This is a genomic window from Pseudomonas sp. Sample_21 (assembly GCF_004307525.1).
Lineage (GTDB): Bacteria > Pseudomonadota > Gammaproteobacteria > Pseudomonadales > Pseudomonadaceae > Aquipseudomonas > Aquipseudomonas atacamensis.
The window spans coordinates 16,723-41,243 of sequence record NZ_RCNZ01000082.1 but is presented as its reverse complement, the minus strand read 5'-3'; the positions used below and the strand labels follow the sequence as shown (position 1 = coordinate 41,243).

The window sequence follows — 24,521 nt, the reverse complement described above, 5'->3', positions numbered from 1 at the left end:
CATGGACAACAGCCCAAGCACCTACCTCGAACGTCCGCTCCAGGCCCACTCGCAAACAAAAACGGCCGATGAGTCGGACACCCTTGATCTGCTGCACCTGTGGCGGGTGATCTGGTCGGCGAAGTGGAACATCGCCTGGCTGGTGCTGCTCAGTTGCGCGCTGGCCGTGGCGTCGCTGTCGTTCATCACGCCGCAGTACGTCGGCAGTGCCACGTTGCTGATCAAGGACAAGACGCCGCCGGTGTTGAGTTTTCAGCAAGCCGCCGAATCCGGCGGCGCCACCACCACTGATTACTTGCAGACCCAGCAGGCGTTGCTGCAATCGCGGGATCTGGCCGAGCGCGCCGTGCGCAAACTCGGCCTGACTACCAATCCGATCACCGATCCACGCCAGCAGGCGCAGAGTTGGTTCACCCCGCGCCAATGGCTGGCGGAGCTCAATCGCGACCAGTGGCTGCCGTGGCTGGATCTGCTGCCGCCGCCGAAGCCGCCAGCGACCGAAGAACAAGTGTTCAACGACGTCACGCAAAACCTGATGCTGCATACCAGCGTCAAGTTTGTCGGCAAGAGTCAGTTGCTGGAGATCGAGGTCGAACTGCCCGACCCGGCACTCGCTGCGGCGGTGGCCAACGCCCTCGCCCAGGGTTTTATCGACAGCCAGCAGGACACCAGCCTCAAGTCTTCGCAAAACAACACCAGCTGGATGAACACCCGCCTGGTCGAGTTGCGCGACAACCTGCGCGTCGCCGAAAACAAGTTGCAGGCCTACCGCGAGGAACAGGGTCTGGTCGATGTCGACGGTGTCGCCACCATCAGTGCCAACGAGCTGCAGATGACCGGCAACCGCATGATCGATGCGCGCCGCGACCGTGCCGAAGCGGAGAGCCAGTTCCGTCAGGCGCAAGCCTTGAGCAACGGCGACATCAGTCGTTTGTCCAGCGTGCCGGCAGTGCTGAGCAATCCGCTGATTCAGCAGTTCCAGGCCGATCTGGCGAAGGCCCAGGCAAAAGTCGAAGAGTTGTCGGGCCGCTACGGGCCGAAACACCCGGCGCTGATCTCCGCCCGATCCGAACAACGTACGGCGGCCAACAGCCTGCGCCTGCAAGTGCAGCAAGTGGTTGCCGGTATCGAGCGCCAGTATCAACTGGCAGTGGCCAGCGAAGACGCCCTCCGCAAATCCTTCAACAGCAACAAGGCGCAGATTCAGGACATTTCGCGCAAGGAATTCCAGCTGCGCGAATTCCAGCGTGAAGTCGACAGCACCCGAGCGCTCTACGAAACCTTCGTCACCCGCCTCAAGGAAACCGCCGCCACCTCGGACATGGATTCGGCCAAGGCGCGCATCGTCGACCCGGCGATCGCACCGCTGGAAGCGAGCAAACCGCGCAAGAACCTGATTCTCGCAATTGTCGCGCTGGTCGCAGCGATCGTCGGCATCGCCCTCGCCTTCCTCTTCGATACCCTGAGCAACACGTTCAAGACCGACGACACCGTCGAGAGTCTGCTCAATGTGCCGCTGCTCAGCGTCGTGCCGCTGGTGATGAAAAAGAGCCGGCGGCAGTTGGCGCGGCTGTTCGAGGACAACGACCACCCGCGTTTCTGCGAAACCATCCGTAACCTGCGCACTTGGCTGATGCTGCAAAACAACGAACGCCCAGCGCAGGTGGTGCTGGTCACGTCTTCGGTGTCCGGCGAAGGCAAGAGCACTATCGCCAACAATCTCGCTTCGTCGCTGGCGCCGCTGGAACGGGTGCTGCTGATCGATGCCGACATGCGGCAGCCGACGCTGTCGCTGAACTTCGATTTTCCGCCGCAGAGCCCCGGCCTCGCTAACCTCATGGCCGGCAGCGCGCGGCTGGAAGACTGCATCCGCAGCGTCGGCAATCTCGACATGCTCCCGGCCGGCTGCCTGTCGCCATCGGCGCTGGACCCGTTCGAGGCACCGCGTTTGAAAGCCTCGAGCAGTTCGAGCAATGCCGTGGCGCCGGCGCAGGATTTACTCAGCTCACCGCGCCTCGGCCGGCTGTTGCAGATTCTCAAGTCGCGCTACCGGCACATCATCATCGATTCGCCGCCGGCGGAGATCGTCAGTGACGCACTGTTGCTGGCGCAGCATTCCGATGCGGTGATCTACGTGGTCAAGGCGCAGAGCACGCCGGTGGGCCAGGTGCGCAAGAGCATTGCCGTGTTGCAGCAGAGCCAGGCGCCGGTGTTCGGCGTGGTGCTCAATCAGGTCGATCTGCGCAAGGCGCGCAAGTACGGCCATGGCCATTCCCGTTCCTTCTACGACTACGACTTCGCCCCGCGCTGATCCTTCGGGCCGTGCCGCCCGGCAACAGCAAATCCTTCCCTGTTCGACGAATCGGAGATCGCGCCGATGACCTCGCAATATTCCGCGCAAATGGCACACCGTCGCGGCCTCACCTTCTGGGTGCAATGGCTGTGCGCAATGACCCTGGTCAACCTGTTGCTGATCGTGCTGGTGCACTGGCGCATCGGCGAGTTGCCCAGTGAGTACCGCTTGCTGATCATCCTCACCGTGCTTGGCTCAATGCCGGTCTACGGCCTGGTGCAGGTCTACCACAAGCGCCATGGTCTGCTGGTCGGGCTCGGACGTTTGCTCGCCGGTTGGCTGATTCTGCTCGGGCTGCTGATGAGCATCGCCTTCGTCACCCAGACAAGCGCGTTGTTCTCGCGGCAAGTGGTGATTGTCTGGGCCGTGGTCGGTTTTCTCGCCCAGGCGGCGACGTTTCTGCCGCTGCATCTGTTCGTGCGCATGTACACCAAGATGATCAGCAACGAGCGACGCGCGGTGATCATCGGCACCTGCCCGACCGCCCATGAACTGGCGCGCAAACTGCTCGACCCGGATCGTGCGCTGCTGCTCGGTTTTGTCGCGGCGAAAGCCGACAGCGGCCCGGCGCCGAGCATCCTGCCGCTGCTCGGTGAGGTCGAGGACATTCGCGAAATCATCACACGCTTGCAGGCGCGGCGCGTCTACATCGTGCTGCCGATGGCCGAGGCAGCGACCATCGAAGCGCTGTACATCAACCTGCTCGACATGAACGTCGACGTGGTGTGGATTCCGGATCTGGGCAGCATGGTCCTGCTCAATCATTCGATCTCCGAGATCGAGCGGATGCCGGCGATCTATCTCAACGAAAGCCTGCTCACTTCGCACCCCGGCAGCCTGTTCTGCAAGGACCTGTTCGAACGCAGCGTCGCCGCGGTGGCGCTGATTCTGCTCAGCCCGCTGCTGCTCGGCGTGGCCATTGCGGTCAAGCTGACGTCGCCGGGGCCGGTGCTGTTCAAGCAGAACCGCCATGGCTGCGACGGCGAAGTGATCCGCGTGTGGAAATTCCGCTCAATGCGCGTGCACGACGATCAGCAAGTGCGTCAGGCCACCCGCGACGACGACCGCGTCACACCGCTGGGACGCTTTCTGCGACGCAGCTCGATCGATGAGCTGCCGCAGCTATTCAACGTGCTGTTCGGCCACATGGCGCTGGTCGGCCCGCGCCCGCACGCAGTCACTCACAACATCTATTACACCGGCAAGGTGCGCGCCTACATGGCGCGGCATCGGCTCAAGCCTGGCATCACCGGGCTGGCACAGATCACCGGGCATCGCGGCGAAACCGAGACCGTGGAAAAGATGCAGCGCCGGGTCGCCCAGGACCTCAATTACATCAATCAATGGTCGCTGTGGCTGGACATCAAGATCCTGCTGAAGACGCCCTTCACCCTGTTCTCGAAAAACATCTACTGACAGCGGCCAGCGCTCTGGCCCACCCCGCCACGCATGAGGTTTTCCCATGAATGTGAGTGTATTCGGTATCGGTTATGTCGGACTGGTCCAGGGCGCCGCGCTGGCCGAGGTTGGCCACAACGTGCTGTGTGTGGATGTCGACGCGGCCAAGGTGCAAGCCTTGAATGACGGCAGCCTGCCCATCTACGAGCCGGGTCTGAAAAGCCTGGTGCGGGACAATCATCACAGCGGTCGCCTGCAATTCGGCAGTGATCTGGCCGCTGCGGTAAAACACGGCGACGTGTTGCTGATCGCCGTCGGCACGCCGCCGGACGAGGACGGCTCGGCGGATCTCAAACATGTCCTCAGCGTCGCCCGCACCATCGGCGAGCACTTGCGCGGCGAGCAGATCATCGTCGACAAATCCACGGTGCCGGTGGGCACGGCGGACCGGGTGCGCGAATGCATCAGCGCCATCCTCGGCGAAAGCGGCCGTGGTGCACTGACCTTCGATGTGGTTTCCAACCCGGAATTTCTCAAGGAAGGTTGCGCGGTCGACGACTGCATGCGCCCCGACCGGATCATCATCGGCACCGACAGCCCGCGCGCCGAAGCGCTGATGCGTGAGCTGTACGAACCGTTCAATCGCAACCGCGAAAAAATCATCGTCATGGATGTGCGCAGCGCCGAGCTGACCAAGTACGCGGCCAACTGCATGCTCGCGACCAAGATCAGCTTCATGAACGAAATGGCCGGGCTCGCGGAAAAGCTTGGCGCCGACATCGAAATGGTCCGCCATGGCATCGGCTCGGATCCGCGCATCGGCTACCAGTTCATCTATCCCGGCATCGGTTATGGCGGTTCGTGTTTTCCCAAGGATGTGCGGGCGTTGATCCACGCCGCCCACGGCGTCGACATCGATGCGCGCCTGCTCCGCGCGGTGGAGTCACGCAACAACGAGCAGAAGAGCACGCTCTTTCACAAGATCGCCGAGCACTTCAACGGCGCGCTGGAAGGCAAAACCTTCGCGTTGTGGGGCCTGAGCTTCAAGCCCAACACCGACGACATGCGCGAAGCCCCCAGCCGCGTGTTGATGGAGGCGTTGTGGCGGGCCGGCGCCAGCGTGCAGGCATTCGACCCGAAAGCCATGGAACAAGCCCAGCAGCTTTACGGCCCGCGCGATGACCTGACGCTGGCCGGGACCAAAGAGGCGGCGCTGAAAAATGCCGACGCGCTGGTGATCGTCACCGAGTGGCAAGCGTTTCGCGCACCAGACTTCGAACTGCTCGCCCGCCAGTTGAAAAATCCGCTGATTTTCGACGGGCGCAACCTGTTCGATCCGCAACGCCTCAGCGCACGCGGCTTCACCTACATCAGCGTCGGCCGGCCAACCTGCGCCGCCGAAACACAGGATCTCGCATCATGATCCGCCTGGAATTGCTCGACCGTTATTCGCCGGCCCTGCTGGAATCCAACCGGGCGTTCTCCTTTCTCAACTTCGCCTCGATCGGCAGTTTCATCCGCCAGCCGCCGCCGTCGCTGGCGTATTTCTGCGACGGCATGCTGATGTCCGGGTTCATGTCGCGCATCACCGGGCGCGCGGTGCAGCGGGTCAGTTTCGATTTCACCTCGATTGCCGATCCGGTGTTGCGCGAGTCCGAGCAGCGCGGCAAACGCGTCTACGTGGTCGGTGCGCGGCAGGCCGAGCTTGATCGTTTCGTTGACAAGCTCGGTATGCAGTACCCGCGCCTGCAACTGGTCGGCGCGCACAACGGTTACTTCGACGCCGAACAAGGTGCGGCAATTCAAGCTGACATCCGCCGACAGCGCACCAACCTGCTGCTGGTCGGCCTTGGCGCCGGTCTGCAGGAGCGCTTTATCCTCGAAGCACTGCGCGGTGGTTTCAGCGGCGTGGCGTTCACCTGCGGCGGTTTCATTCGTCAGGAGGCCAATGCCAGCGAGCGTTACTACCCCGACGCTATCAATCGCCTGCACCTGCGCGCCTTTTACCGCATGTACCGCGAGCCGCACACGATCAAGCGTTACCTGCTCGACTACCCGAGCAATGCCCTGCGCCTGACCGAACTGATTCTGCGCCAGCAAGTGGCAATCAATGTCACTGCCCCATGAGGATTGTGCCGATGCATATTCTGTTCACGCTCAAGGATTACCAGACTGGCGGCGGCGTCGAGTGCGTGCAGCAACGCCTCGCCGAGCAGTTTCTGGCGGACGGAAGGCGGGTGAGTTTTTTCGTCATGAACGGCGACTCGCCCAACGTCGACGGCGCGCCGAGCATGGCCGGTGGCGGCAGTGGGCTCGCGGGCTGGCTAAAGTCGATCGTGCTGTTGCGCCGGCTGATTCGCCGCGAAAGCGTGACGCACCTGATTGGCGCCAAGGAGCAGGCCAATCTCTGCACCTGGTTCGCCACCCTGGGCAGTCCCTGCAAAGTCATTTACACCCGCCACGCCGCGCTGGATTGCGCCGAGCAAAACACCGGGCGCGCCAGCCTGCGGCTGTTGTACGCGCTGTACCTGTGCGGCAGCGGCAAGGTGGTCGCGGTGTCCCACGGTCTGCGCCAGTCGCTTGCCGGGTTGATGCCGTGGGGGCGACCGCGTATTCGTTATTGCCCGAACGCAGTGATCAGCGAACAACTGATGCGTGCGGCACAAGCGCCGTTGCCCGGTGGTGTGCCCCATCATTACTGGCTGGGCATCGGCCGATTGGTGCACACCAAAGGCTTCGATCTGCTGCTCGACGCCTACGCGCTGGCGGCGCAACAACGCCCGCTGCCGTATCTGGTGATTGCCGGCGACGGCCCGTTGCGCACAGCGCTTGAAGCGCAGGCACAACGGCTGGGCATCGAACGCCTGGTGCATTTCACCGGGCATCTGCGCAATCCCTATCCGCTGATCCGCCATTCGCAACTGTTGGTGCTCAGCTCTTTGCACGAAGGCTTGCCGACGGTGCTGGTCGAGGCGCTGGCGTTGGGTACGGCGGTGATCTCCACCGATTGCGGCAGCGGGCCGCGCGAGTTGCTCGACGATGGGCGCCTCGGGCGTTTGGTCAAGGTCAATGATGTGCCGGCCCTGACCGAGGCAATGCTCGACAGTCTGGCCAACCGCAAACCGGCAGCTCCAGCCCGACATTCAGTCAGCGAAGCGATCCTGCCCTATACCAGCCAATACGCCGCCCAGGCCTATTACCAGGTGTGGAACCGATGAAAAAGCTGCTGATCATCCTCCAGGACCTCGGCGCCGGTGGCGCGGAGAAAATGATGGTGCGCCTCGCCGGTGCCTTGGTCGAGGCCGGCAACGAAGTGACGCTGCTGATGCTCACCGGTGCCGGCATCAATCAACCGGCGCTCGATCCGCGGGTCAGGCAAGTGTTGCTCGACAGCCCGCGCAGCGCCGCTGCCGTGCCCGCGCTCATGCGCTTTTTGCGCAGCAATCGCTACGACGCGCAACTGGCGGTGCTCACTCATGTCAACGTCGTGGCGATTGCCGCCGCCGCGTTGTCCGGTACCTTGGCGCGGCTGCATGTCAGCGAGCGCAATGCCTTTTCGCGGGACAAGCACGTCAACCCGGCCCTGTCGGTCAAGCTCGCCTACTGGCTGGCGCCGTGGCTGTACCGGCTGATTCCCAACCCGGTGATCTGCGTGTCGCAAGGCGTCGCCGAAGATCTGGTCGACACCACCATCACCCGTTCGCGCGATGTGACGACCGCTGACAACCCGGTGCTCGACAACGATTTTCGCGACAAGCCTGCCGCCGCGCCGAGCCATCCCTGGTTGAAGGACAAAACCACTCCGGTGATCGTCGCTGTAGGACGCCTGGCGCAACAAAAAGGCTTCGACACCCTGATCGACGCCTTCGCCCGCCTGCCGCAACGCGATGCGCGGCTGATCATCTTCGGCGAAGGCGCCTTGCGCGGCGAACTGCTGGCACAGGCGGCAGCGCTCGGCGTTGCAGAGCGTTGCGATCTGCCCGGGTATGCCAGTGACCCCATCGCCGAAATCGCTCGGGCCGATTGCTTTGTTTTGTCGTCACGTTTCGAAGGCAGCCCCAACGCCCTGGTCGAAGCCCTGTCGACCGGCACGCCGGTGGTAGCGACGCGCTGCCCGTATGGCCCGCAGGAAATTCTCGCCGATGGTGCCGTCGCGCCCTTGGTCGAGGTCGACGACCCCGCCGCCCTCGCCGCCGCGATCAGTGCGCAAATGGCCACGCCGCGAGCCGTGCATCGCCAGCGCCGCATTGATGCTGCCGCGCGTTTTGTCAATGCTCGCGCGGTGCAGACCTACCTCAAGGCGTTACTCGGGAGGCGCTGAGATGAACCGCCTGCAAGTGCGTTACTCGACGCTGGCGGACGCCTTCACCCTGTTCGGTGTGCTGTTTTACACCCAGGTGATCGGCTTCTTTCTGCGCCTGGGCAACGTCAGTACGCTGGGCGATGCCCAGCAGGATCTGGAAGGCAATCTGGCCAATCAGGTCTGCGGCTTGCTGACCTTGCTAGTGCCGCTGTTCTTTTTCATCCGGCACAAGGTCTTCCTCAGTAAAAGCTTCTACCGGCAGAACCTGTTCTTGCTGCTGTTTCTCGGCTGCGTGGCGGCGTCGATCAGTTGGTCGAGCGAGCCGATGCTCAGTTTCAAGCGTTTCGTCGCGCTGCTCAGTGTGGTGTTCTTCGCCGGTTTCATTGCCTGGCGCTACAGCCTGGAACGCATTGCGTTTCTGTTCGGCTGCGTGATCGGTGCGGCGGCGCTGGTCGGCTTGATCTTTGCCGTGATTCGCCCGGACATCGCCTTTATTTCCGGCGGCATCCGTGACGGTGCGTTTCGCGGGGTGTTCGCGGAAAAGAATGCCGGTGCACGCCTGAACGCTATTGCGATCCTGTTGCTGCTGCCGATGATCCGCCAGCGCAACCCAATGGCCATGCTCTACGGCCTGTTCGCGCTAATTGCCATTGGCCTGGCGCAGTCGGCCACGGCGATTGCGTTGATCGTCGCCGGCACCGCCAGTTACGCCTACTTCATCACCCTGATCCGCTTGCGCATCAACCGCTCACTGTTGGCGTTCACGGCGGCGACGCTGGTGTTCTTCCTTCTGTGTGGCGTGCTCTACGCCAACTACGCGATGCTGCTGGAACTGGTTGGCCGTGACCCGTCGCTGACCGACCGCACGCTGATCTGGGAACTGTTGCAACCGCTGATAGATGCGCAATTTCTCAAGGGCTACGGTTTCGGCGCGTTCTGGGCCAGTGCCGATGCCGATGCGTTCATCACGCGCTGGGGCTACATCGGCAACGCGCACAGCGGCTACGTCGAAACCCTGCTCAATGGCGGCCTGATCCAGTTGATCGCGCTGCTGCTGATGTTTGCCCAGACCCTGAGCAAGCGCTATCGGGCAATCACCGCAGATCAGTCGGCGCGCTATCAGGCCTGTGCGCTGGTGATCATCGGTCTGTTCGTCGTTACCAATTACGTCGCCTATGTGATTCCCAACTATCGCTCGGGTGAGTTCCTGATCTTCTGCGTGCTCAGCCTGACCTTCCGCCATCACCTCGTCGCCCGTCCGCAGCCGCTGCCAGCGGCGAATGCTCGGCCGATGCGCGGCACTTTCCGGGAGCAACGCCCATGCTGAATGATCCCTCAGCCGTCACCGTGTGCGTGGTGATTCCGCTGTACAACGCCGCCGCCAGCATCCAACGCACACTGGACTCGGTGTGCGCACAGACCCGCCTGCCGGACAAAGTCATTGTCGTCGATGATGGTTCCAGTGATGCCGGTCCAGAGATCGTCAAGCACTACGCCGCGCCCTTCCCCATCGTGCTGTTGCAGCAGCCCAACCAAGGCCCGGCGAGTGCGCGCAATCACGGCGTGTTCAGCGCCGAAGAAACCTTTATCGCCTTCCTCGATGCCGATGACCGCTGGCATCCGGAGAAACTGCAAAAACAACTGGCGCTGCACGTGGAGTTGACCCGACAGGGACGCAAAGTCGGTTTGATCGATTGCTTTCAGATGAGCGAATTCAGCGACGGCAAACGCCAATTGGAGGACCGCTGCAAACACGGCGAGCACTTTGCCGACTTCATGCGCGAGAACATCATCAACGGCACCTCCGGCGTACTCGCCCTGCGCGAGATCATCGTCGCCATTGGCGGCTTCGATCAGAGCCTGCGTTTTGCCGAGGATCGCCTGCTGTGGACGCGCATCGCCGAAATCAGCGAGATCCACAGCGTGCCGCAGATCCTCCACTGGCGCGCCGTCAACGCCGCCAACATCACCGCGCAACCGCACAAGTATTACCCGCACAAGCTGCGCTTCATCCAGCTTTATCTGGCGCGTTACGGCACGCGGCTGAACAAACAGCAACGGATCTATTTCGTCCTCGCCAACCACGTGGAATTTCTCAATGCGTTTTCCCGGCGCGGCGATCATCGACGGGTTATCGAGGTGTTCCGGCAGATGCTCGGGCATTCGTGGCAAACGCTGTTTTTCTCCCAGGGCAAACCGACCCTGCGCTACCTCTACGCCTGCTTGAAAAGCCTGGGAAATAGCCGCTGAATTTCAGGGATCGCGCCATGGCCAACCGCCGCCTGATGACCCTCGTATGGATTTTCACCGAGAAGTTCGGCCTGATTTTCCTGTCGATGATTACCTTTGTCGTCTACGCGCATTTGCTGACTCCGACGGAATTGGGCATCGGCACGCTGATCATCGCCGTGGTCGAAGTGGTCGGCATCCTGTTCTCGTCGATGCTGGAAGATCCGCTGGTGCGCCTGGAGCGCGTGGAAGACAAACACATCAGCAGCGTGTTCTGGTTTGCCGTGCTGGTCAGTCTGTTGTCGATTGCGCTGATTGCGCTGGCGGTGGTGCTCTATACGCCGTCCACTGCGCTGCGCTGGATGACCGCCGTGGCCTCGGTAAAAATCCTCTTCACTCTGATGGCCCGAGTGTATGTCGCGCAGATGCGCCGCAGCGGCAATTTCAAGTTGCTGGCCTCGCGTACCTTGCTCGGCAAAGTCGCGGGCGGTGTCGGCGGTGTGGCTGTGGCGCTGCTGGGTTTCGGTCCGTGGGCGGTGGTCGCTCAGGCGCTGATCATGGACGGCATCTCCACACTGGTACTGATGCGCAGCAAGCGTCGGCGCATTCCCTTTCTTATCGACCGCCAAGTGCTGGGCGACGTTCTGCGCGCCGGTCTCCCGGTCTGTGTCAACGTGATGAGTTCGCAAACCCTGCAACGTGGCGTCAACCTGATTCTCGGTTTCACCGCTGGCGCCCATGCAGTGGGCATGTTCAACCTGGCGATGCGCATCATCGACCTGCCGCGCTCGGCAATCTACAACGGCTTGATGAGTTACGCCTTGCCTGTGTTCGCCCGCCGCAGTACCGAGCCTGCGCGGCTGATCGGGGTAATCGGCGATTCCACGGCAATCAGCGGTTTCGTACTGACACCGCTGTTCTTCGGCATCGCCCTGACTGCCAAAGACATCATCCTGCTGATCTTCGGCGCGAAATGGGCCGATGCGATTCCCTTGTTGCAAGTGCTCGCCTGCACGGCGGCGCTGGGCAATCTGGCCCTGTATGCAACCACTGCGCTGGTGGCGGTCAATCGCACGCACCTGACGCTCAAGGCCGAAGTTGCCACCACCTTGCTCGCGCTGGCGCTGGTGTATCTGCTCGGGGCGACCTACGGCGGCATGGCGGCGGCGCTGGCTTTGCTGCTGCGCATGCTGCTGATCACGCCGTTGCAGGTACGCGGCCTGAACGCCGCCATCGGTTATGACTGGCGCAGCTTTTTCCAGTCCAGTTACCGCAGCCTGTTCGCCTCGCTGCTGATGGTCGTCGTGGTGATGTGGACGTCGCGGCAAACGAGCCTGTCCGGCTACGCGCACCTGGCCGGCGATATTGCCATCGGCGCGCTGACCTATGCCTTGGCCTACAGCCTGCTGCACCCGCGCTGGCCGCAAGAATTCAAGTTGGTGTTTACCGCCCGCTGAGCTGAATTTCCTCGCAATGGAGCACGTCGTCATGCGCAAAACCACGTTGATCACGGGCGGTGCCGGCTACATCGGTTCGCACACGGCATTGCAACTGATCGAATCCGGACACTCGGTACTGATCCTCGACAACCTGTGCAACAGCAGCCGCGAAGCAGTCGCACGGCTGGAGCTGTTGAGTCACTCGCACGTCGATTTCATCGAGGGCGATATCCGCGACGCCGCGCTGCTGGACGAGATTTTCAGCACCTACGCGATTGATGCAGTGCTGCATTTCGCCGGCCTCAAAGCCGTTGCGCAGAGCGTGCGCCGCCCGATGGATTACTACGCCAACAATGTGTTCGGCACACTGAACCTGTGTCAGGCGATGGCGCGCGCGCAGGTGTTCAATCTGGTGTTCAGTTCCTCGGCCACTGTCTATGGCGAGCCGACTGTGATGCCGATCGTGGAATCGCATGGCACCGGCAAACCGGCGAACCCGTACGGGCGCTCGAAGCTGGTGATCGAAGAGCTGCTCAGCGACCTCGCCCTCGCGGATGCGCGCTGGAACATCGCCGTGCTGCGGTACTTCAACCCGATCGGCGCGCACCAAAGTGGATTGATCGGTGAAGCGCCCAACGGTCGACCGAACAATCTGCTGCCGTGCCTCACCGAGGTTGCCAGCGGCCAGCGCGCTGCGTTGACCGTGTATGGCAACGACTATCCAACCGTCGACGGCACCTGCGTTCGCGATTACATCCATGTGCTGGATCTGGCCGAAGGTCATCTCAAGGCCCTACAGGTTTTGCAGGGCGACGAGCATGGCCTGCACGTGTGGAATCTCGGCAGCGGCAACGGCTACAGCGTGTTGCAGATCATCAGCGCCTTCGAGGACGTCACCGGCCTGCGTATTCCCTACCGCTTCGCGCCGCGCCGCGCCGGTGATGTCGCCGAGTGCCGCGCCGATGCGAGCAAGGCCGGGCGCGAACTGGGCTGGCGCGCGCAACGCGAGCTGACGCAAATGCTCATCGACAGCTGGCGCTGGCAGACTCACAACCCATGGGGCTACCGCCCGCAACCGGCGCCGCTGCTGGCGGTGGGCACTTGAACCGGGGCAAATCCACGTTAGGGAAGACTCATGAACAGATCACGATGGTTGCTGTTGGTTTTGCTAATGCTGAGCGCCGGCGTCAGGGCCAATATTCCCCAACCGGTGGCTGACGGACTGGTGCTGTGGCTGGACGGCAATGATCCGGCCTCGATGACACTGGAGGGGCAAAACCAGGTCGTGCGCTGGCTGGATAAGTCCGGCAAGGGCAATGACGTCGACATCGACAACCGCGCGGCGACGACTTTGCCGACGCGCTTCGACAACGCCCTCAACGGCCACGGCGTGGTGCGCTTCAGCGGCACGGCGGCATTCATGGGCCAGGCGATCCGCACAAGCAAAGGGCCGGTGACGGTGTTCGTTGTCTCGCGGCGCCTGCCCGAGCAAGCCGGCGGCAAGGCCTGGCAGCGCCTGTTCAGCTCGCGGCCGCAACTGGCGGATAACGATAACGTCGCACCGAATTTCGGCATCAGCGTGCAGCAGACCAGCGCCTACGAGCCGGCGCTGGCGTTGCTGGAAACCAGTGACGTGCCGATCGGCCCGTTCGCGGTGGCGCGCAACGTGGTTGGCACCTCGGAAATCCTCCGCGGCGACATTGCCGAAGTACTGGTTTATGACCGCCCATTCAGCAGCCAGGAAGAACGCCGCAATGTGTTCGAGTATCTGGCGCAAAAGTGGGCGGTCGCCATTCCGCAACAGGTGGATGCGTGGACTCGCGTCGGTCCGCTAGGCCCGACCCCGACGCACGTTACGCCCGACCTGCCGTTATCGGACCAGGCCAATGCCGGCGGTTGGAAACGCGATACGCGGCTGTCCGACGAATTCAACGGCAGCGCGCTCGATGCCGAACGCTGGCACGTCAACAACGCCACCGGCACCGATTCCCTCGGGCGCAAACCGGCGCTGTTTTTGCCGGAGAACGCCAAGCTCGGCAACGGCAATCTGAACATCACTTTCCGCAAACAGACCCTCCCGGAGAAATACGTCGCCCTGGGCTACAAGGATTACAGCTCGGCGATGGTCCGAACCAACGAACGGGGGATGTACGGCTATTACGAAGCCCGGGCAAAACCGATGAACTCTGCCGGTTCCAGTGCCTTCTGGCTGGCCTGGACGGGGCTGCCGGACAACGCCACGGAAATCGATATCTTCGAAATCGGCGGCAAGACCCGAAACGAAGCCTTTGATCGCCGGTACAACATGAACGCGCATGTCTGGGCCAGACCGCAGAATGATCAACACCTCAGCTCCGGCAGCACCTGGATCGCACCCTGGCGGCTGGCCAATACCTTTCATGTCTACGGCTTTGACTGGCAACCCGAGACCTTGCGCTGGTACGTCGACGGCGTGCTGGTGCGAGAGGCGAAAAACAACTACTGGCATTTCCCCATGCAAATCGTCTTCGACAGTGAAGCGATGTGGGACTGGTTCGGCGTGGTCGACGATGCTGATCTGCCGTCGGTGTTTCGCATCGACTACGTCAGGGTCTGGACGCGCTCAGCGCAATAGCAGCGCGTTCAACGGTTGTGCACCATCGCCTGCATCTGCCACAGCGTGCGGAACCGCCCTTGGCTTTCGCGCAGTTCTTCGGGAGTGCCGTCCTGGACGATCTCGCCGTCCTCCAGCACCAGCACCCGATCGAAGTTGGCGATGGTCGAGAGGCGGTGGGCCACGGCGAGTACCGTGCGGCCGCGCATCAGGTTGCTCAATGCGCGCTGGATGATCGCTTCGGAATCGGAATCCAGTGCCGAGGTCGCCTCGTCGAGAATCAGGATCGGTGCGTCTTTCAAAAACGCCCGCGCCAGCCCCAGGCGCTGGCGTTGCCCGCCGGACAACGTCACTCCCCGTTCACCGACAAGGGTGTGATAACCCTGCGGCAACGCCTGGATGAATTCATCGCAAAACGCCTGGCGCGCCGCATCGATGATCTGCTGCTCGGTAGCGTGCGGTTGGCCATAGCCGATGTTTTCCAGAATGCTGCGATTGAACAGCGCCGGTTCCTGCGGCACCACAGCGATCTGTCGGCGCAGGCTGTCCTGGCTGACCGAGCGGATGTCGCGGTCGTCGATCAGGATCACCCCGCTGCGCACATCATCCAGACGTTGCAGCAAACCGAGCAAGGTCGATTTTCCCGAGCCCGAGGTGCCGGCAATGCCGACGCTTTGCCCGGCCGGAATATCGAGAAAGAAATGCTCGAAGACCTTGCGCCCATCCGGGTAGGCGTAACTGACGTCGAGCATTTTGATGTGCCCGCGCGTCGGCGCCAGTTCCTCCAAGGCGTCGCTGAGCTCGTGGGGTTGGGCGACGATGCCCAGGGTTTCGCTGATGACGCCCATCTGCTGGCTGGTTTCCACCAGTGCCAGCGCCAGTTCCCGCGAACCGTGCAGGATGCGGAAGGTCAACGCGCTGACCATCACCACATCCCCCGCCGTCACCTGTCCCGCTCGCCAGAGCAGAATCGCCCAGCCGAGCATGCCGCCGGCCATAACGGTCAGGCAGATGTCGTGCAGTACCCGGGCTTTTTCCATGTACATCCAGCTGCTGCGGTGCGAATCGGCCTCGATGCCGATCTCGCGCTCCAGGCGCAAGCGCTCGCGTTCCCGCCCGGAAAAAGCCTTGATCGTCCATACGTTGGAAACCAGATCGACAATTTCGCCACCGACCCGCGCAGACTGCGACGCGAACGCGATGTGCCGGCTGCGACCGCGCACGCCAAATATGGTAATCAGCGCGGCGACGACTATCACGCAACCGACCAATGCCAGCGCCATCGCACCGTGCACCGCCAACAGCAAGGCCACGGCACCGATGAAATCCACGCATGGCGGCACGATACGCCAGGTCAGCCCGCCATACACTTTGTCGGCAGCGGCGCCGATCGCCGAGACGCGATTGGCCAGCGAACCGGAGAAATGCCGCCGGAAATAACGCATCGGGTGGCCGGTCAGATGATGGAACAGGTCGACGCGCAGATCCGCACAACTGCCGACGATGGTGTGGCAACCGACCCAACCGCCGAGGCGCCACAGCAGGTTTTCCATCACGATCAATGCCATGAACAGGCCGAACGCGTGCCAGACCTGTTCCGCCGCCGACCCGGCGGCCATGGCATCGACGAGCAGTTTCATGCCGTATTGCACCACTACCGCGCAGCACGCCGCGCCGATCACCAGCCCCACCATGGAGATGAAGTGCGCCGGGCGAATTCTTATGTAGCGCCATAGAAACGCGGCGGCTGACGCCGGCAACGGTTCATCGCGCCTGCGCTGGAAGTTCATCTCCCCCGCCCCTCAACACGCCGGCCATTGACCCGGCGCAGACTTGCGGCAATCCGCTCGGGCACTTGCGCCAGCTCGACGTGCAGCGGATGAAACGCCGCGCGCTCGCCCCCGCCATCGGGATAGCCAAACACACCTGTGGGACAATACCGGCCATTGTCCCACCCCGGATAATCGAGAAACGGGTACCAGCAAATCCCCTGCACCGGCACACCGCGTTCGAGGGCAAGCAGCGTCTGCTCGACGATGTAGGCCAGCCACGGCAGGCGTTCATCATCTTCGGCACCGGTTTCGGCGATCAGCACTGGCCGCTGATAACGCTGGTGCAGTTCCTTGAGCATGCCCGACAACGGCCGGAAGTCGCGCTCGCCGCGAAGGATCCGTCGGCCGTGGAAATACCACTGGTTATGCGCATAGAAATTGGCGCCGACGATATCCAGGTAATGCTCCTGCCCACCCAGACCCGGCCATTCGCGGCCGGTGAGCAGATCCCACGCCTGAAATTGCGACAGCCGATAGGCCTCAGCGGCTTCGATATCGTCGCTGCGCCGAGAGCCGGCGATCACATTGATCAACGGATCGCACTGGACAAACCGCGCATTCGGCGCCTGTTCGCGAATCGCTTCGATCGCAGCAATGCTCGCTCGTACCAGCTGATGCTTGAGTTCCTGCGCGCGTCCGCGTGCGTTCGGGTTGAAGTAAGCGACCTCGCCCCCCGCCCAACTCCAGAATGAAATCTCGTTGATCGGCGAATAGAACGGAACGCTGACGCCCTCTTCCGCCATCAGCTTCGCAGCAGCACCGGCGAAACGCGCGAAGCGCTCGACGAATGCCGGGCGCCAGATATCCAGATCGTCCGGATAGCCGTAGTGACACAAATCCCAGACCACCTGCACCCGCTGCGCTTGCGCGGCTTTGAGCATTGGCACGAAGCTGCTCCAGTCATAACGACCGGGGCTGCGCTCGATCAGGTGCCAGCGCAAGCCGTCGCGGGCGCAGCGAATCTTCAAAGCGCTGAGTCGCTGGTAATCCTTGTCCACCCAGCGCGCATGCCCGGTGTCGGCCAGCAGATCCAGGCGCCGACCGTCCTGGCGGCGCTGACTGGAACATTCGAAACCGGCCATCACCCAGCTGCTGAAGATCGAAGAAGCATCTGCGTCGGGCTCGTCGCCTTTCGGCTGCGCGGTCATGAAGCATCGATCTCGGTTTCAGCGGTGGTTTCTGCCTGCGCCGCCTCGATATCCCGATACAAGGCCAGCGCCTGGCCCACCACCTGATCCATGTTGTAGTACTTGTAGGTACCCAGTCGGCCGAGAAACGTCACGTTCGGCGTCTGCTCGGCGAGCGCTCGATAGCGTTTGTACAGCTCGGCATTTTCTGCGCGCGGCACCGGGTAATACGGGTCGCCATCGTCACACGGATATTCGTAAGTGATGCTGGTGCACGGGTGCGTTTGCCCGGTCAGGTGTTTGTATTCAGTGATGCGCGTATACGGCACATCCGGGTGCGGATAATTCACTACCGCCACTGGCTGATAGTGTTCCTGCTCGAGGGTCTGGTGTTCGAAGCGCAGGGACCGATACGGCAAACGGCCCAACTGGAAATCGAAGTATTCGTCGATCGGGCCGCAGTAGATCAGATGCGCGTACTTCACCTCGTCGCGCACTGCCTTGAAATCGGTGCCGAGCAGCAGATCGATGTTCGGGTGATCGAGCATGCGTTCGAACATTTGCGTGTAGCCGCCCGAGGGCATGATCTGGAAAGTGTCGGCGAAATAGCGGTCGTCTTCGCTGGTCCGCGTCGGTATGCGCGAAGTCACCGATTTATCCAGTGCCGAGGGATCCAGCCCCCACTGCTTGCGCGTGTATCCGCGAAAGAATTTTTCGTAGAGCTCACGGCCGATCTGATTGACCACGACGTCTTCTGACGTGCGAATGGTCGCCACCGGTTCGGCGCGTTCGGCGAGGAACACTTCGGCTTCTTCGGAGGACATTGACAGGCCGTAGAGCGAATTCAGCGTGGTCAGATTGATCGGGATCGGCACCAGCTTGCCGTCGACCTGCGCCAGCACGCGGTGCTCGTAGGGCCGCCATTCCGTGAAGCGTGACAGGTAGTCGACGATCCGTTGCGCGTTGGTGTGGAAAATATGCGGGCCATAACGATGCACCAGCACCCCGGCCTCATCGTAATGGTCGTAGGCATTGCCGGCGATATGCGGGCGCCGGTCAATCAGCAACACTCGGCGTCCCAATCCTTCGGCCAGACGCTCAGCGATGACACTGCCGGCGAACCCGGCACCGACGATCAGGTAGTCATAGGCTTGGCCGGACTTGGCGCGCTCAAGGCTTATCGTAGGCATTCGATCTGCTCCTGCATGAAGCGGCTGGTGTTGTCCCACGACATGCCGGCGATCGCGGCATCGGCGCGCTGCAGAAATTCGATGGTGCCTTTGAGTGGCAAAGCTTTTTCGATGGCCTCGACGAAGGCCTCGGCGGTGTCGGCGATGAACACCGCGCCGCTCTCGCCGTAGCCGCTGATCACATCGTGAATCGGCGTCGACACCACCGGGCATCCGCCCGCCAGATATTCCGGAGTCTTGGTCGGGCTGATGTATCGCGTGGAAGCGTTGAGTGCAAACGGCATCAGTGCCACGTCCCAGCCAGCGAGGTAGTCCGGCAGCTCGGCATATTGCTTGCCGCCCAGATAATGAATGTTCGGCCGTTGCGGCAGCGTCTGCGGATCGATCTTCACCACCGGACCGATCAGCACGATCTGCCAGTCGGGACGCATCGCCGCCACGCGGTCAATCAATTCGATATCGAAGCGTTCATCGATCACGCCGAAAAAGCCCAGGCGTGGCCGCGCTATGGATGCTTGATCGGGCGGTTCCGGCAGTGCCTGCCGCGCCGCCGCGAAATGCGCGATGTCGACGCTGCTCGGTACCGGATAGGCATTACCGTGCTGGCGCTGCTTGACCTCCCATAGACTGAAGCCGCCGGTAAACACCACGTCAGCCCGGGCGAGCAGTTGCTGCTCCATGTCGATCAAGCGCGCCGGTGCGCCCATGAACGCCGACAGTTCATCCATGCAGTCATAGACGGTAACCCGAGCGTCGAGGTGCTCGGTAAACAGCAGGCTCATCGGCGTGAAATACCAAAGGAGCAGATCGCCCTGAACGCGCCCGGCGAGATGTTCATCGAGCAATTGCCTCTGCGCCTGCTCGATCGCCTCGCCACTCATGCCGATCGGCAATTGCGGCACCGCCACTTGTATTCCCGCCGCCGGATTCGAAAGCTCGAGTCTGGGCGTGGCGTCTTCGACAAATACCGGCTCTTCGAAAAACACCACGTCGTAGTGTTTGGCCAATCGCGACATGACGTGCTGCGGCCGTTGATAGACAAATCCCCAGCGCAGATGCGACAGGCACACCAACGTTGAGCGCACCTGAAGGGATGCTTCGACAGCATTTTGCGCGCTCGCCAGTGCGAGCGCCTCGGGTTGTTCTGCCAGGTTCATAGCCAGATCCTCATCAAAAAAAACAAGACGACTCAGTGCCGAGCCACCGGGCCGTCACACTTGTCGACACTGCAAGTGCAGGGCATTTCTCGATGAGGCCGTAAGGCTCTTGAAGGTTGGAATCACGGCGTTCACACGACGTTCAGCCCAACTTCGAGCGCAGCCGATGAAGTGCACATACCGGCTGGCAAACGAGGTTGAACTTGCCGATCAATCCAGCCCCTACCGTCCAGAACAACCATGGTTTTTGCCGCCGCACAGGCGCATCGAAACCATCTACGAAGCCATCGCCGATGGCGTCACTTGTGAGGGCGGGCGCATGATCTTGATTACGGGTGGTGCGGGATACATTGGTGCGCATGTCGCACTGCAATGGCTGGGCAACGGCGAGGATGTGGTGATCCTCGACAACTTGTGCAACAGCCAGCGCGCGGCGATCGAGCGCATCAGTACGCTGGCCGGAAAACGACCGGAGTTCATCCAGGGCGATGTACGCAATCGACGACTGCTCGACAACCTGTTGCGGGACTACCCGATCGATGCCGTGGTGCATTGCGCCGGGTTGAAAGCGGTCGGCGAAAGCGTGCGTGAACCTCTGCGCTATTTCGACACCAATGTCGGCGGCAGCCTGACCTTGTGCCAGGCCATGGCCCAGGCCGGAGTTTTCCATCTGGTGTTCAGTTCATCGGCCACTGTTTATGGCGACTGCGCCACCCTGCCAGTCAACGAAAACTGCGCCACTGGCCAGCCGACCAATCCTTACGGCATGTCGAAACTGATGTCGGAAAATATCATGAAGAGTGTCGCCAGTTCCGACCCGCGCTGGTCGATCGGCCTGCTGCGCTATTTCAATCCGATTGGTGCGCACCCTTCCGGCCTGCTCGGCGAGGCCCCCACCAGCACGCCGAACAATCTGCTGCCCTATCTGCTGGAAGTTGCCAGTGGCCAGCGCGCGCAGCTGTCAGTGTTCGGCAACGATTACCCGACCCCGGACGGCACCGGCATTCGTGATTATCTGCACGTCGTCGACCTTGCGCTCGGGCACGTCTGCGCGCTCGACGCCTTGCGCGATCGCCATGGTGTGAGCATCTGGAACCTCGGTACCGGGCGCGGCTATTCGGTGCTGGAGGTAGTCAGCGCCTTCGAGCAAGTGACCGGTATCAAGATCCCTTTGCGGATTGAAGCAAGGCGCCCCGGCGACATCGCGCGATGCTGGGCGGACCCGCAAAAAGCCCTCGAAGAACTGGGCTGGCAGGCGAGCCGCTCACTGCACAGCATGCTCGCCGATGCCTGGCGCTGGCAGTGCAATCAACTCGGCCAGGTTGACGTTCGCCAGGCCAATTGAAAGCTGCGCACGCTCACTCGTTCTCATGGCCGTGCGCATCGGCACAGGACAATCGTCCGGACTCGCCGCCGGCGATTCGTTCTGCCTGATCGATGCCACGTTTGAGCGCGTCCTCGACTTCCCATTCCACGCCGGGCAATTTCCTGATGCGCTCGTAGGCGCACTCGCCGGTCGCGGTGTAAACGCTGATGAACATTTCGACGTCGCCATCATCGGCTTCCCGTGCCCGTACCTCGATATGACAGCCGTTTTCAACCTCTTCGGTATGGCACTTTTCCGCCTTTTCCGTCGCCTTCCATTTGTTGTAGGTTTCGCCGCGTTTGAACATGTCGTACTCCTGAACTCAACTCGCTCACGTCAAAGATCTTTCCTTTGGCGGAATAATTCCACGGATTGCCAAGAGGCATTTTCAGCATAGCGCGTTGATTCGCGCCCGCCGTTTCGCTAGTTCAACCGTTCGTCAGCTTGCGTAACATTCTGTAAAACCAACGTCGCAATGCTCATTCAAAAAGTTCGTGGCCCAGGCGAGCTCAAGTACAACTCGTTATTCAGCCCAGCGTGATTAGCCGGTACAGAAACAGGGTTTTCTGTCCATGGCCAACTGTTGCCCGAAGAAAACAAGGATCGCTATAAAGAACAGGAGCATGTATGAAGCGAACAATCAGCTATTGCCTGGTCTATCTCGCTACCAGCGTTCTGCTCGCCGGTTGCAACCTGGTGGTGTTCAACCCCAAGGGCGATGTTGCCCGAGATGAACGCGACCTGATCATTCTCGCCACGGGCCTGATGCTGTTGGTGGTGATCCCGGTCATCGTCATGACCTTCCTGTTCGCCTATCGCTACCGCGCGACCAACAAGAAGGCCCGTTATTCGCCGCGTTGGGCCAGTTCGCACAAGATCGAAGCGGTGGTCTGGGGCGTGCCGTTCCTGATTATTTGCGTACTCGGCTGGGTGACCTGGGAAACCACCCATGCACTCGATCCCTATCGCCCGTTGGACTCCGACGTGCCGCACCTCAATGTGCAAGTGGTGGCAACGGACTGGAAATGGCTGTTCATTTATCCCGATCTGGGCATTGCCTCGGTCAATGAACTGGCGATACCGGTGAATACGCCGGTAAGTTTCACCGTCACTTCCGACGCGGCCATGACTTCATTCTTTATTCCGGCACTCGGTGGGCAGATATATGCCATGGCCGGCATGCAGACCAAGTTGCATTTGATCGCCAATGAAATCGGCCAGTATCGCGGGATTGCTGCGAACTATAACGGCCACGGTTTTTCCGACATGCACTTCAGCACCCTGGCACTCAGTGGCGCTGATTACGAGGCGTGGGTCAACAAAGTCAAAGCGGCGCCCGGGCAACTTGATCAAGCCAGTTATGCCGAGTTGGCCAAGCCTTCAGTGGCGCACAGGATCACTTATTACTCGGCTGTGCAGGAGCGACTGTTTCTCGACATCGTCGACAAGTACGAAGGAATGAACAAAGCACCGCGCAAGAAGGAAACCCAGGTGCAAAGCAACAGCGACGATGTGCGCGTCAATCAACAACCAAGTCTGCTGGCCGAGGAGCGTTAAATCATGTTCGGGAAACTTTCATGGGACGCGGTTCCATTGCACGAGCCGATTGTCATGTACACCCTGGCTATCGTCGGCCTGATGGGTTTTGCCCTGGTCGGTACCGTCACCTGGAAGCGCAAGTGGGGCTACCTGTGGCGCGAGTGGTTCACTTCGGTGGATCACAAGAGAATCGGCTGCATGTACATCATCGTCGCGCTGGTCATGCTGCTGCGCGGTTTCTCCGACGCGATCATGATGCGCACCCAACAGGCCATGGCATCAAGTGGCGGGCCGGGTTATCTGCCGCCGGAACACTACGACCAGATCTTCACCGCCCACGGCGTGATCATGATTTTCTTCATGGCGATGCCGTTCGTGGTCGGCCTGATGAACATCGTCGTGCCGTTGCAGATCGGTGCCCGCGACGTCGCCTACCCGTTCCTCAATGCGCTGAGTTTCTGGCTGTTCGTCGTGGGTGCGGCGCTTGTGAACATCTCGCTGGGCGTTGGTGAGTTTGCCCGCACCGGCTGGGTCGCCTACCCGCCCCTGTCCGAACTTGGCTACAGCCCCGGAGTCGGGGTGGATTACTACATCTGGTCATTACAGATATCCGGCATAGGGACGCTGTTAACCGGGGTTAACTTCTTCGTGACCATCCTCAAGATGCGCACCGAAGGCATGACCCTGTTCAAGATGCCGGTGTTCACCTGGAACGCACTGTGCACCTCGATCCTGATTCTCGCTGCGTTCCCGATCCTTACCGCCACCCTGTTGATGCTGACCCTCGATCGTTATCTGGGCATGCACTTTTTCACCAACGAGGCCGGCGGCAACCCGATGATGTACGTCAACCTCATCTGGGCGTGGGGGCATCCGGAGGTGTACATCCTGATCCTGCCGGCGTTCGGGATCTTCTCGGAGATCGCCGCGACCTTCAGCAGCAAGCGCCTGTTCGGCTATGTCTCGCTGGTGTGGGCGACGATTGCGATCACGATTCTGTCGTTCATCGTCTGGCTGCACCACTTCTTCACCATGGGCGCGGGGGCCAACGTCAACGCGTTTTTCGGCATCATGACGATGATCATTGCAGTGCCGACCGGGGTGAAAATCTTCACCTGGCTGTTCACCATGTATCGCGGCCGCGTGCGCTTCGAAACGCCGATGCTGTGGACGCTGGGCTTTATCGTCACGTTCAGTATCGGCGGCATGACCGGCGTGCTGCTGGCGGTGCCCGGGGCCGACTTCCTGCTGCACAACAGCCTGTTTCTGATCGCGCACTTCCATAACGTGATCATCGGTGGCGCGGTGTTCGGCTACATGGCCGGGCTGACTTACTGGTTCCCCAAGGCGTTCGGTTTCCGCCTCAACGACCGCCTCGGGCGCATTGCGTTCTGGTGCTGGCTGGTCGGTTTCTACTTCGCGTTCATGCCATCCTACGTGCTCGGTTTCATGGGCATGACCCGACGACTGAACCATTTCGACAACCCGGCCTGGCAACCGTGGTTGCTGCTGGAACTGCTTGGCGTCGGCATCATTCTTTGTGGCGTGTCCGCGCAGGCGTTGCAGCTCTACGTGAGCATTCGCAACCGCGCGAAACTGCGCGACCTCACCGGCGACCCGTGGGACGGTCGCACGCTGGAATGGGCCACGGCCTCGCCGCCGCCGTTCTACAACTTCGCCGAGCAACCGAAAGTCAACGATCTCGACGCCTATTGGGGCATGAAGGAGCGCGGCGTCAGCACCCTCAGTCACACCGACTACCGCGCCATCCATATGCCGCGCAACACCTCCGCCGGCCTGGTGATCAGTGTCTTCGCGCTGATCTGCAGCTTCGCCCTGGTGTGGCATATCTGGTGGCTGGCGATCTTCGGCCTGGTCGCTTCGGTGGTGGCAATGGTCGTGCGCAGCTATGACGAAGACATCGACTATTTCGTCCCGGCGCAGGAAGTGGCGCGGATTGAAAAAGCGCGTCTCAAAGACTTGGCGGAGGCTTGA

At 61.5% G+C, this 24,521-nt stretch carries 19 protein-coding genes; 14 read left to right on the top strand and 5 right to left on the bottom strand.

Annotated elements, in window-relative coordinates; genetic code table 11:
* The first annotated feature begins 1 nt into the window (after window position 1).
* From D8U71_RS14970 to D8U71_RS14920, 11 genes are all read left to right on the top strand, one after another.
* Window positions 2–2,311: a GNVR domain-containing protein gene (locus D8U71_RS14970; RefSeq protein ID WP_130888103.1), complete on the top strand. Its 2,310-nt coding sequence runs from the start codon at window positions 2–4 to the stop codon at window positions 2,309–2,311.
* 66 nt (window positions 2,312–2,377) lie between these two features.
* Window positions 2,378–3,769, top strand: a complete 1,392-nt coding sequence (locus tag D8U71_RS14965; RefSeq protein WP_016770560.1) for an undecaprenyl-phosphate glucose phosphotransferase — start codon at window positions 2,378–2,380, stop codon at window positions 3,767–3,769.
* A gap of 46 nt (window positions 3,770–3,815) precedes the next feature.
* Complete coding sequence (locus tag D8U71_RS14960) at window positions 3,816–5,174, top strand: UDP-glucose/GDP-mannose dehydrogenase family protein (RefSeq protein WP_130888102.1); 1,359 nt, start codon at window positions 3,816–3,818, stop codon at window positions 5,172–5,174.
* Complete coding sequence (locus D8U71_RS14955; RefSeq protein ID WP_122746365.1) at window positions 5,171–5,878, top strand: WecB/TagA/CpsF family glycosyltransferase; 708 nt, start codon at window positions 5,171–5,173, stop codon at window positions 5,876–5,878. Before D8U71_RS14960 ends, D8U71_RS14955 begins: the two co-directional genes overlap by 4 nt.
* A gap of 11 nt (window positions 5,879–5,889) precedes the next feature.
* The gene (locus D8U71_RS14950; protein ID WP_130888101.1) at window positions 5,890–6,969 is read left to right on the top strand and encodes a glycosyltransferase; all 1,080 of its coding nucleotides are present in this window, start codon (window positions 5,890–5,892) and stop codon (window positions 6,967–6,969) included.
* On the top strand, window positions 6,966–8,072 hold the full coding sequence (locus tag D8U71_RS14945) for a glycosyltransferase (RefSeq protein ID WP_130888100.1): 1,107 nt from the start codon (window positions 6,966–6,968) through the stop codon (window positions 8,070–8,072). Before D8U71_RS14950 ends, D8U71_RS14945 begins: the two co-directional genes overlap by 4 nt.
* 1 nt (window position 8,073) lies before the next feature.
* Window positions 8,074–9,381: an O-antigen ligase family protein gene (locus tag D8U71_RS14940; RefSeq protein ID WP_130888099.1), complete on the top strand. Its 1,308-nt coding sequence runs from the start codon at window positions 8,074–8,076 to the stop codon at window positions 9,379–9,381.
* Complete coding sequence (locus tag D8U71_RS14935; protein ID WP_130888098.1) at window positions 9,375–10,304, top strand: glycosyltransferase family 2 protein; 930 nt, start codon at window positions 9,375–9,377, stop codon at window positions 10,302–10,304. The genes D8U71_RS14940 and D8U71_RS14935 overlap by 7 nt, the downstream gene beginning before the upstream one ends.
* A 17-nt stretch (window positions 10,305–10,321) precedes the next feature.
* Window positions 10,322–11,740: an oligosaccharide flippase family protein gene (locus D8U71_RS14930; RefSeq protein ID WP_130888097.1), complete on the top strand. Its 1,419-nt coding sequence runs from the start codon at window positions 10,322–10,324 to the stop codon at window positions 11,738–11,740.
* 31 nt (window positions 11,741–11,771) lie between these two features.
* A complete protein-coding gene (galE, locus tag D8U71_RS14925) occupies window positions 11,772–12,827 on the top strand; it encodes a UDP-glucose 4-epimerase GalE (protein ID WP_130888096.1) in 1,056 nt (351 codons plus the stop codon).
* A 30-nt stretch (window positions 12,828–12,857) separates the two neighbouring features.
* Window positions 12,858–14,336, top strand: a complete 1,479-nt coding sequence (locus D8U71_RS14920; RefSeq protein WP_130888095.1) for a family 16 glycosylhydrolase — start codon at window positions 12,858–12,860, stop codon at window positions 14,334–14,336.
* 8 nt (window positions 14,337–14,344) lie between these two features.
* Here the strand turns inward: D8U71_RS14920 and D8U71_RS14915 are convergent, their stop codons facing one another.
* Genes D8U71_RS14915 through D8U71_RS14900 form a run of 4 tightly spaced genes read right to left on the bottom strand, consistent with a single transcriptional unit; the run spans window position 14,345 to window position 19,621 of the window.
* Window positions 14,345–16,105: an ABC transporter ATP-binding protein gene (locus D8U71_RS14915; RefSeq protein ID WP_130888094.1), complete on the bottom strand. Its 1,761-nt coding sequence runs from the start codon at window positions 16,103–16,105 to the stop codon at window positions 14,345–14,347.
* Window positions 16,102–17,295 (bottom strand): beta-glucosidase, encoded by a 1,194-nt coding sequence (locus tag D8U71_RS14910; RefSeq protein WP_130888093.1) that lies wholly within the window; start codon window positions 17,293–17,295, stop codon window positions 16,102–16,104. Before D8U71_RS14910 ends, D8U71_RS14915 begins: the two co-directional genes overlap by 4 nt.
* Window positions 17,292–18,464 (bottom strand): UDP-galactopyranose mutase, encoded by a 1,173-nt coding sequence (gene glf, locus D8U71_RS14905; RefSeq protein ID WP_130888092.1) that lies wholly within the window; start codon window positions 18,462–18,464, stop codon window positions 17,292–17,294. Before glf ends, D8U71_RS14910 begins: the two co-directional genes overlap by 4 nt.
* Entirely contained in the window at window positions 18,452–19,621 is a 1,170-nt protein-coding gene (locus D8U71_RS14900) for a glycosyltransferase family 1 protein (RefSeq protein ID WP_130888091.1), read from the bottom strand. The genes glf and D8U71_RS14900 overlap by 13 nt, the downstream gene beginning before the upstream one ends.
* Window positions 19,622–19,940: 319 nt before the next feature.
* Between D8U71_RS14900 and galE (D8U71_RS14895) the strand changes: the two genes are divergently transcribed.
* Window positions 19,941–20,966 carry a UDP-glucose 4-epimerase GalE gene (gene galE / locus D8U71_RS14895; protein WP_125926834.1) on the top strand — a complete coding sequence of 342 codons (1,026 nt, stop codon included), beginning with the start codon at window positions 19,941–19,943 and terminating at the stop codon, window positions 20,964–20,966.
* Between the two features lie 13 nt (window positions 20,967–20,979).
* Here galE (D8U71_RS14895) and D8U71_RS14890 read toward each other — a convergent pair whose 3' ends face one another.
* On the bottom strand, window positions 20,980–21,294 hold the full coding sequence (locus tag D8U71_RS14890) for a hypothetical protein (RefSeq protein ID WP_016774554.1): 315 nt from the start codon (window positions 21,292–21,294) through the stop codon (window positions 20,980–20,982).
* Window positions 21,295–21,614: 320 nt separating this feature from the next.
* Between D8U71_RS14890 and cyoA the strand changes: the two genes are divergently transcribed.
* Window positions 21,615–22,544, top strand: a complete 930-nt coding sequence (gene cyoA, locus D8U71_RS14885; protein WP_024012805.1) for a ubiquinol oxidase subunit II — start codon at window positions 21,615–21,617, stop codon at window positions 22,542–22,544.
* A gap of 3 nt (window positions 22,545–22,547) precedes the next feature.
* Window positions 22,548–24,521 carry a cytochrome o ubiquinol oxidase subunit I gene (cyoB, locus tag D8U71_RS14880; protein ID WP_130888090.1) on the top strand — a complete coding sequence of 658 codons (1,974 nt, stop codon included), beginning with the start codon at window positions 22,548–22,550 and terminating at the stop codon, window positions 24,519–24,521.

Bases quoted from the DNA above. Each gene is read 5' to 3' on its own strand.
- D8U71_RS14930 (WP_130888097.1), top strand. From the start codon at position 10,322: ATGGCCAACCGCCGCCTGATGACCCTCGTATGGATTTTCACCGAGAAG.
- D8U71_RS14955 (WP_122746365.1), top strand. From the start codon at position 5,171: ATGATCCGCCTGGAATTGCTCGACCGTTATTCGCCGGCCCTGCTGGAA.
- D8U71_RS14890 (WP_016774554.1), bottom strand. From the start codon at position 21,294: ATGTTCAAACGCGGCGAAACCTACAACAAATGGAAGGCGACGGAAAAG.
- D8U71_RS14960 (WP_130888102.1), top strand. From the start codon at position 3,816: ATGAATGTGAGTGTATTCGGTATCGGTTATGTCGGACTGGTCCAGGGC.
- D8U71_RS14920 (WP_130888095.1), top strand. From the start codon at position 12,858: ATGAACAGATCACGATGGTTGCTGTTGGTTTTGCTAATGCTGAGCGCC.
- galE (WP_125926834.1), top strand. From the start codon at position 19,941: ATGATCTTGATTACGGGTGGTGCGGGATACATTGGTGCGCATGTCGCA.
- D8U71_RS14945 (WP_130888100.1), top strand. From the start codon at position 6,966: ATGAAAAAGCTGCTGATCATCCTCCAGGACCTCGGCGCCGGTGGCGCG.
- D8U71_RS14970 (WP_130888103.1), top strand. From the start codon at position 2: ATGGACAACAGCCCAAGCACCTACCTCGAACGTCCGCTCCAGGCCCAC.
- D8U71_RS14965 (WP_016770560.1), top strand. From the start codon at position 2,378: ATGACCTCGCAATATTCCGCGCAAATGGCACACCGTCGCGGCCTCACC.
- D8U71_RS14950 (WP_130888101.1), top strand. From the start codon at position 5,890: ATGCATATTCTGTTCACGCTCAAGGATTACCAGACTGGCGGCGGCGTC.
- cyoA (WP_024012805.1), top strand. From the start codon at position 21,615: ATGAAGCGAACAATCAGCTATTGCCTGGTCTATCTCGCTACCAGCGTT.
- D8U71_RS14910 (WP_130888093.1), bottom strand. From the start codon at position 17,295: ATGACCGCGCAGCCGAAAGGCGACGAGCCCGACGCAGATGCTTCTTCG.
- glf (WP_130888092.1), bottom strand. From the start codon at position 18,464: ATGCCTACGATAAGCCTTGAGCGCGCCAAGTCCGGCCAAGCCTATGAC.
- D8U71_RS14915 (WP_130888094.1), bottom strand. From the start codon at position 16,105: ATGAACTTCCAGCGCAGGCGCGATGAACCGTTGCCGGCGTCAGCCGCC.
- D8U71_RS14935 (WP_130888098.1), top strand. From the start codon at position 9,375: ATGCTGAATGATCCCTCAGCCGTCACCGTGTGCGTGGTGATTCCGCTG.
- D8U71_RS14940 (WP_130888099.1), top strand. From the start codon at position 8,074: ATGAACCGCCTGCAAGTGCGTTACTCGACGCTGGCGGACGCCTTCACC.
- galE (WP_130888096.1), top strand. From the start codon at position 11,772: ATGCGCAAAACCACGTTGATCACGGGCGGTGCCGGCTACATCGGTTCG.
- D8U71_RS14900 (WP_130888091.1), bottom strand. From the start codon at position 19,621: ATGAACCTGGCAGAACAACCCGAGGCGCTCGCACTGGCGAGCGCGCAA.
- cyoB (WP_130888090.1), top strand. From the start codon at position 22,548: ATGTTCGGGAAACTTTCATGGGACGCGGTTCCATTGCACGAGCCGATT.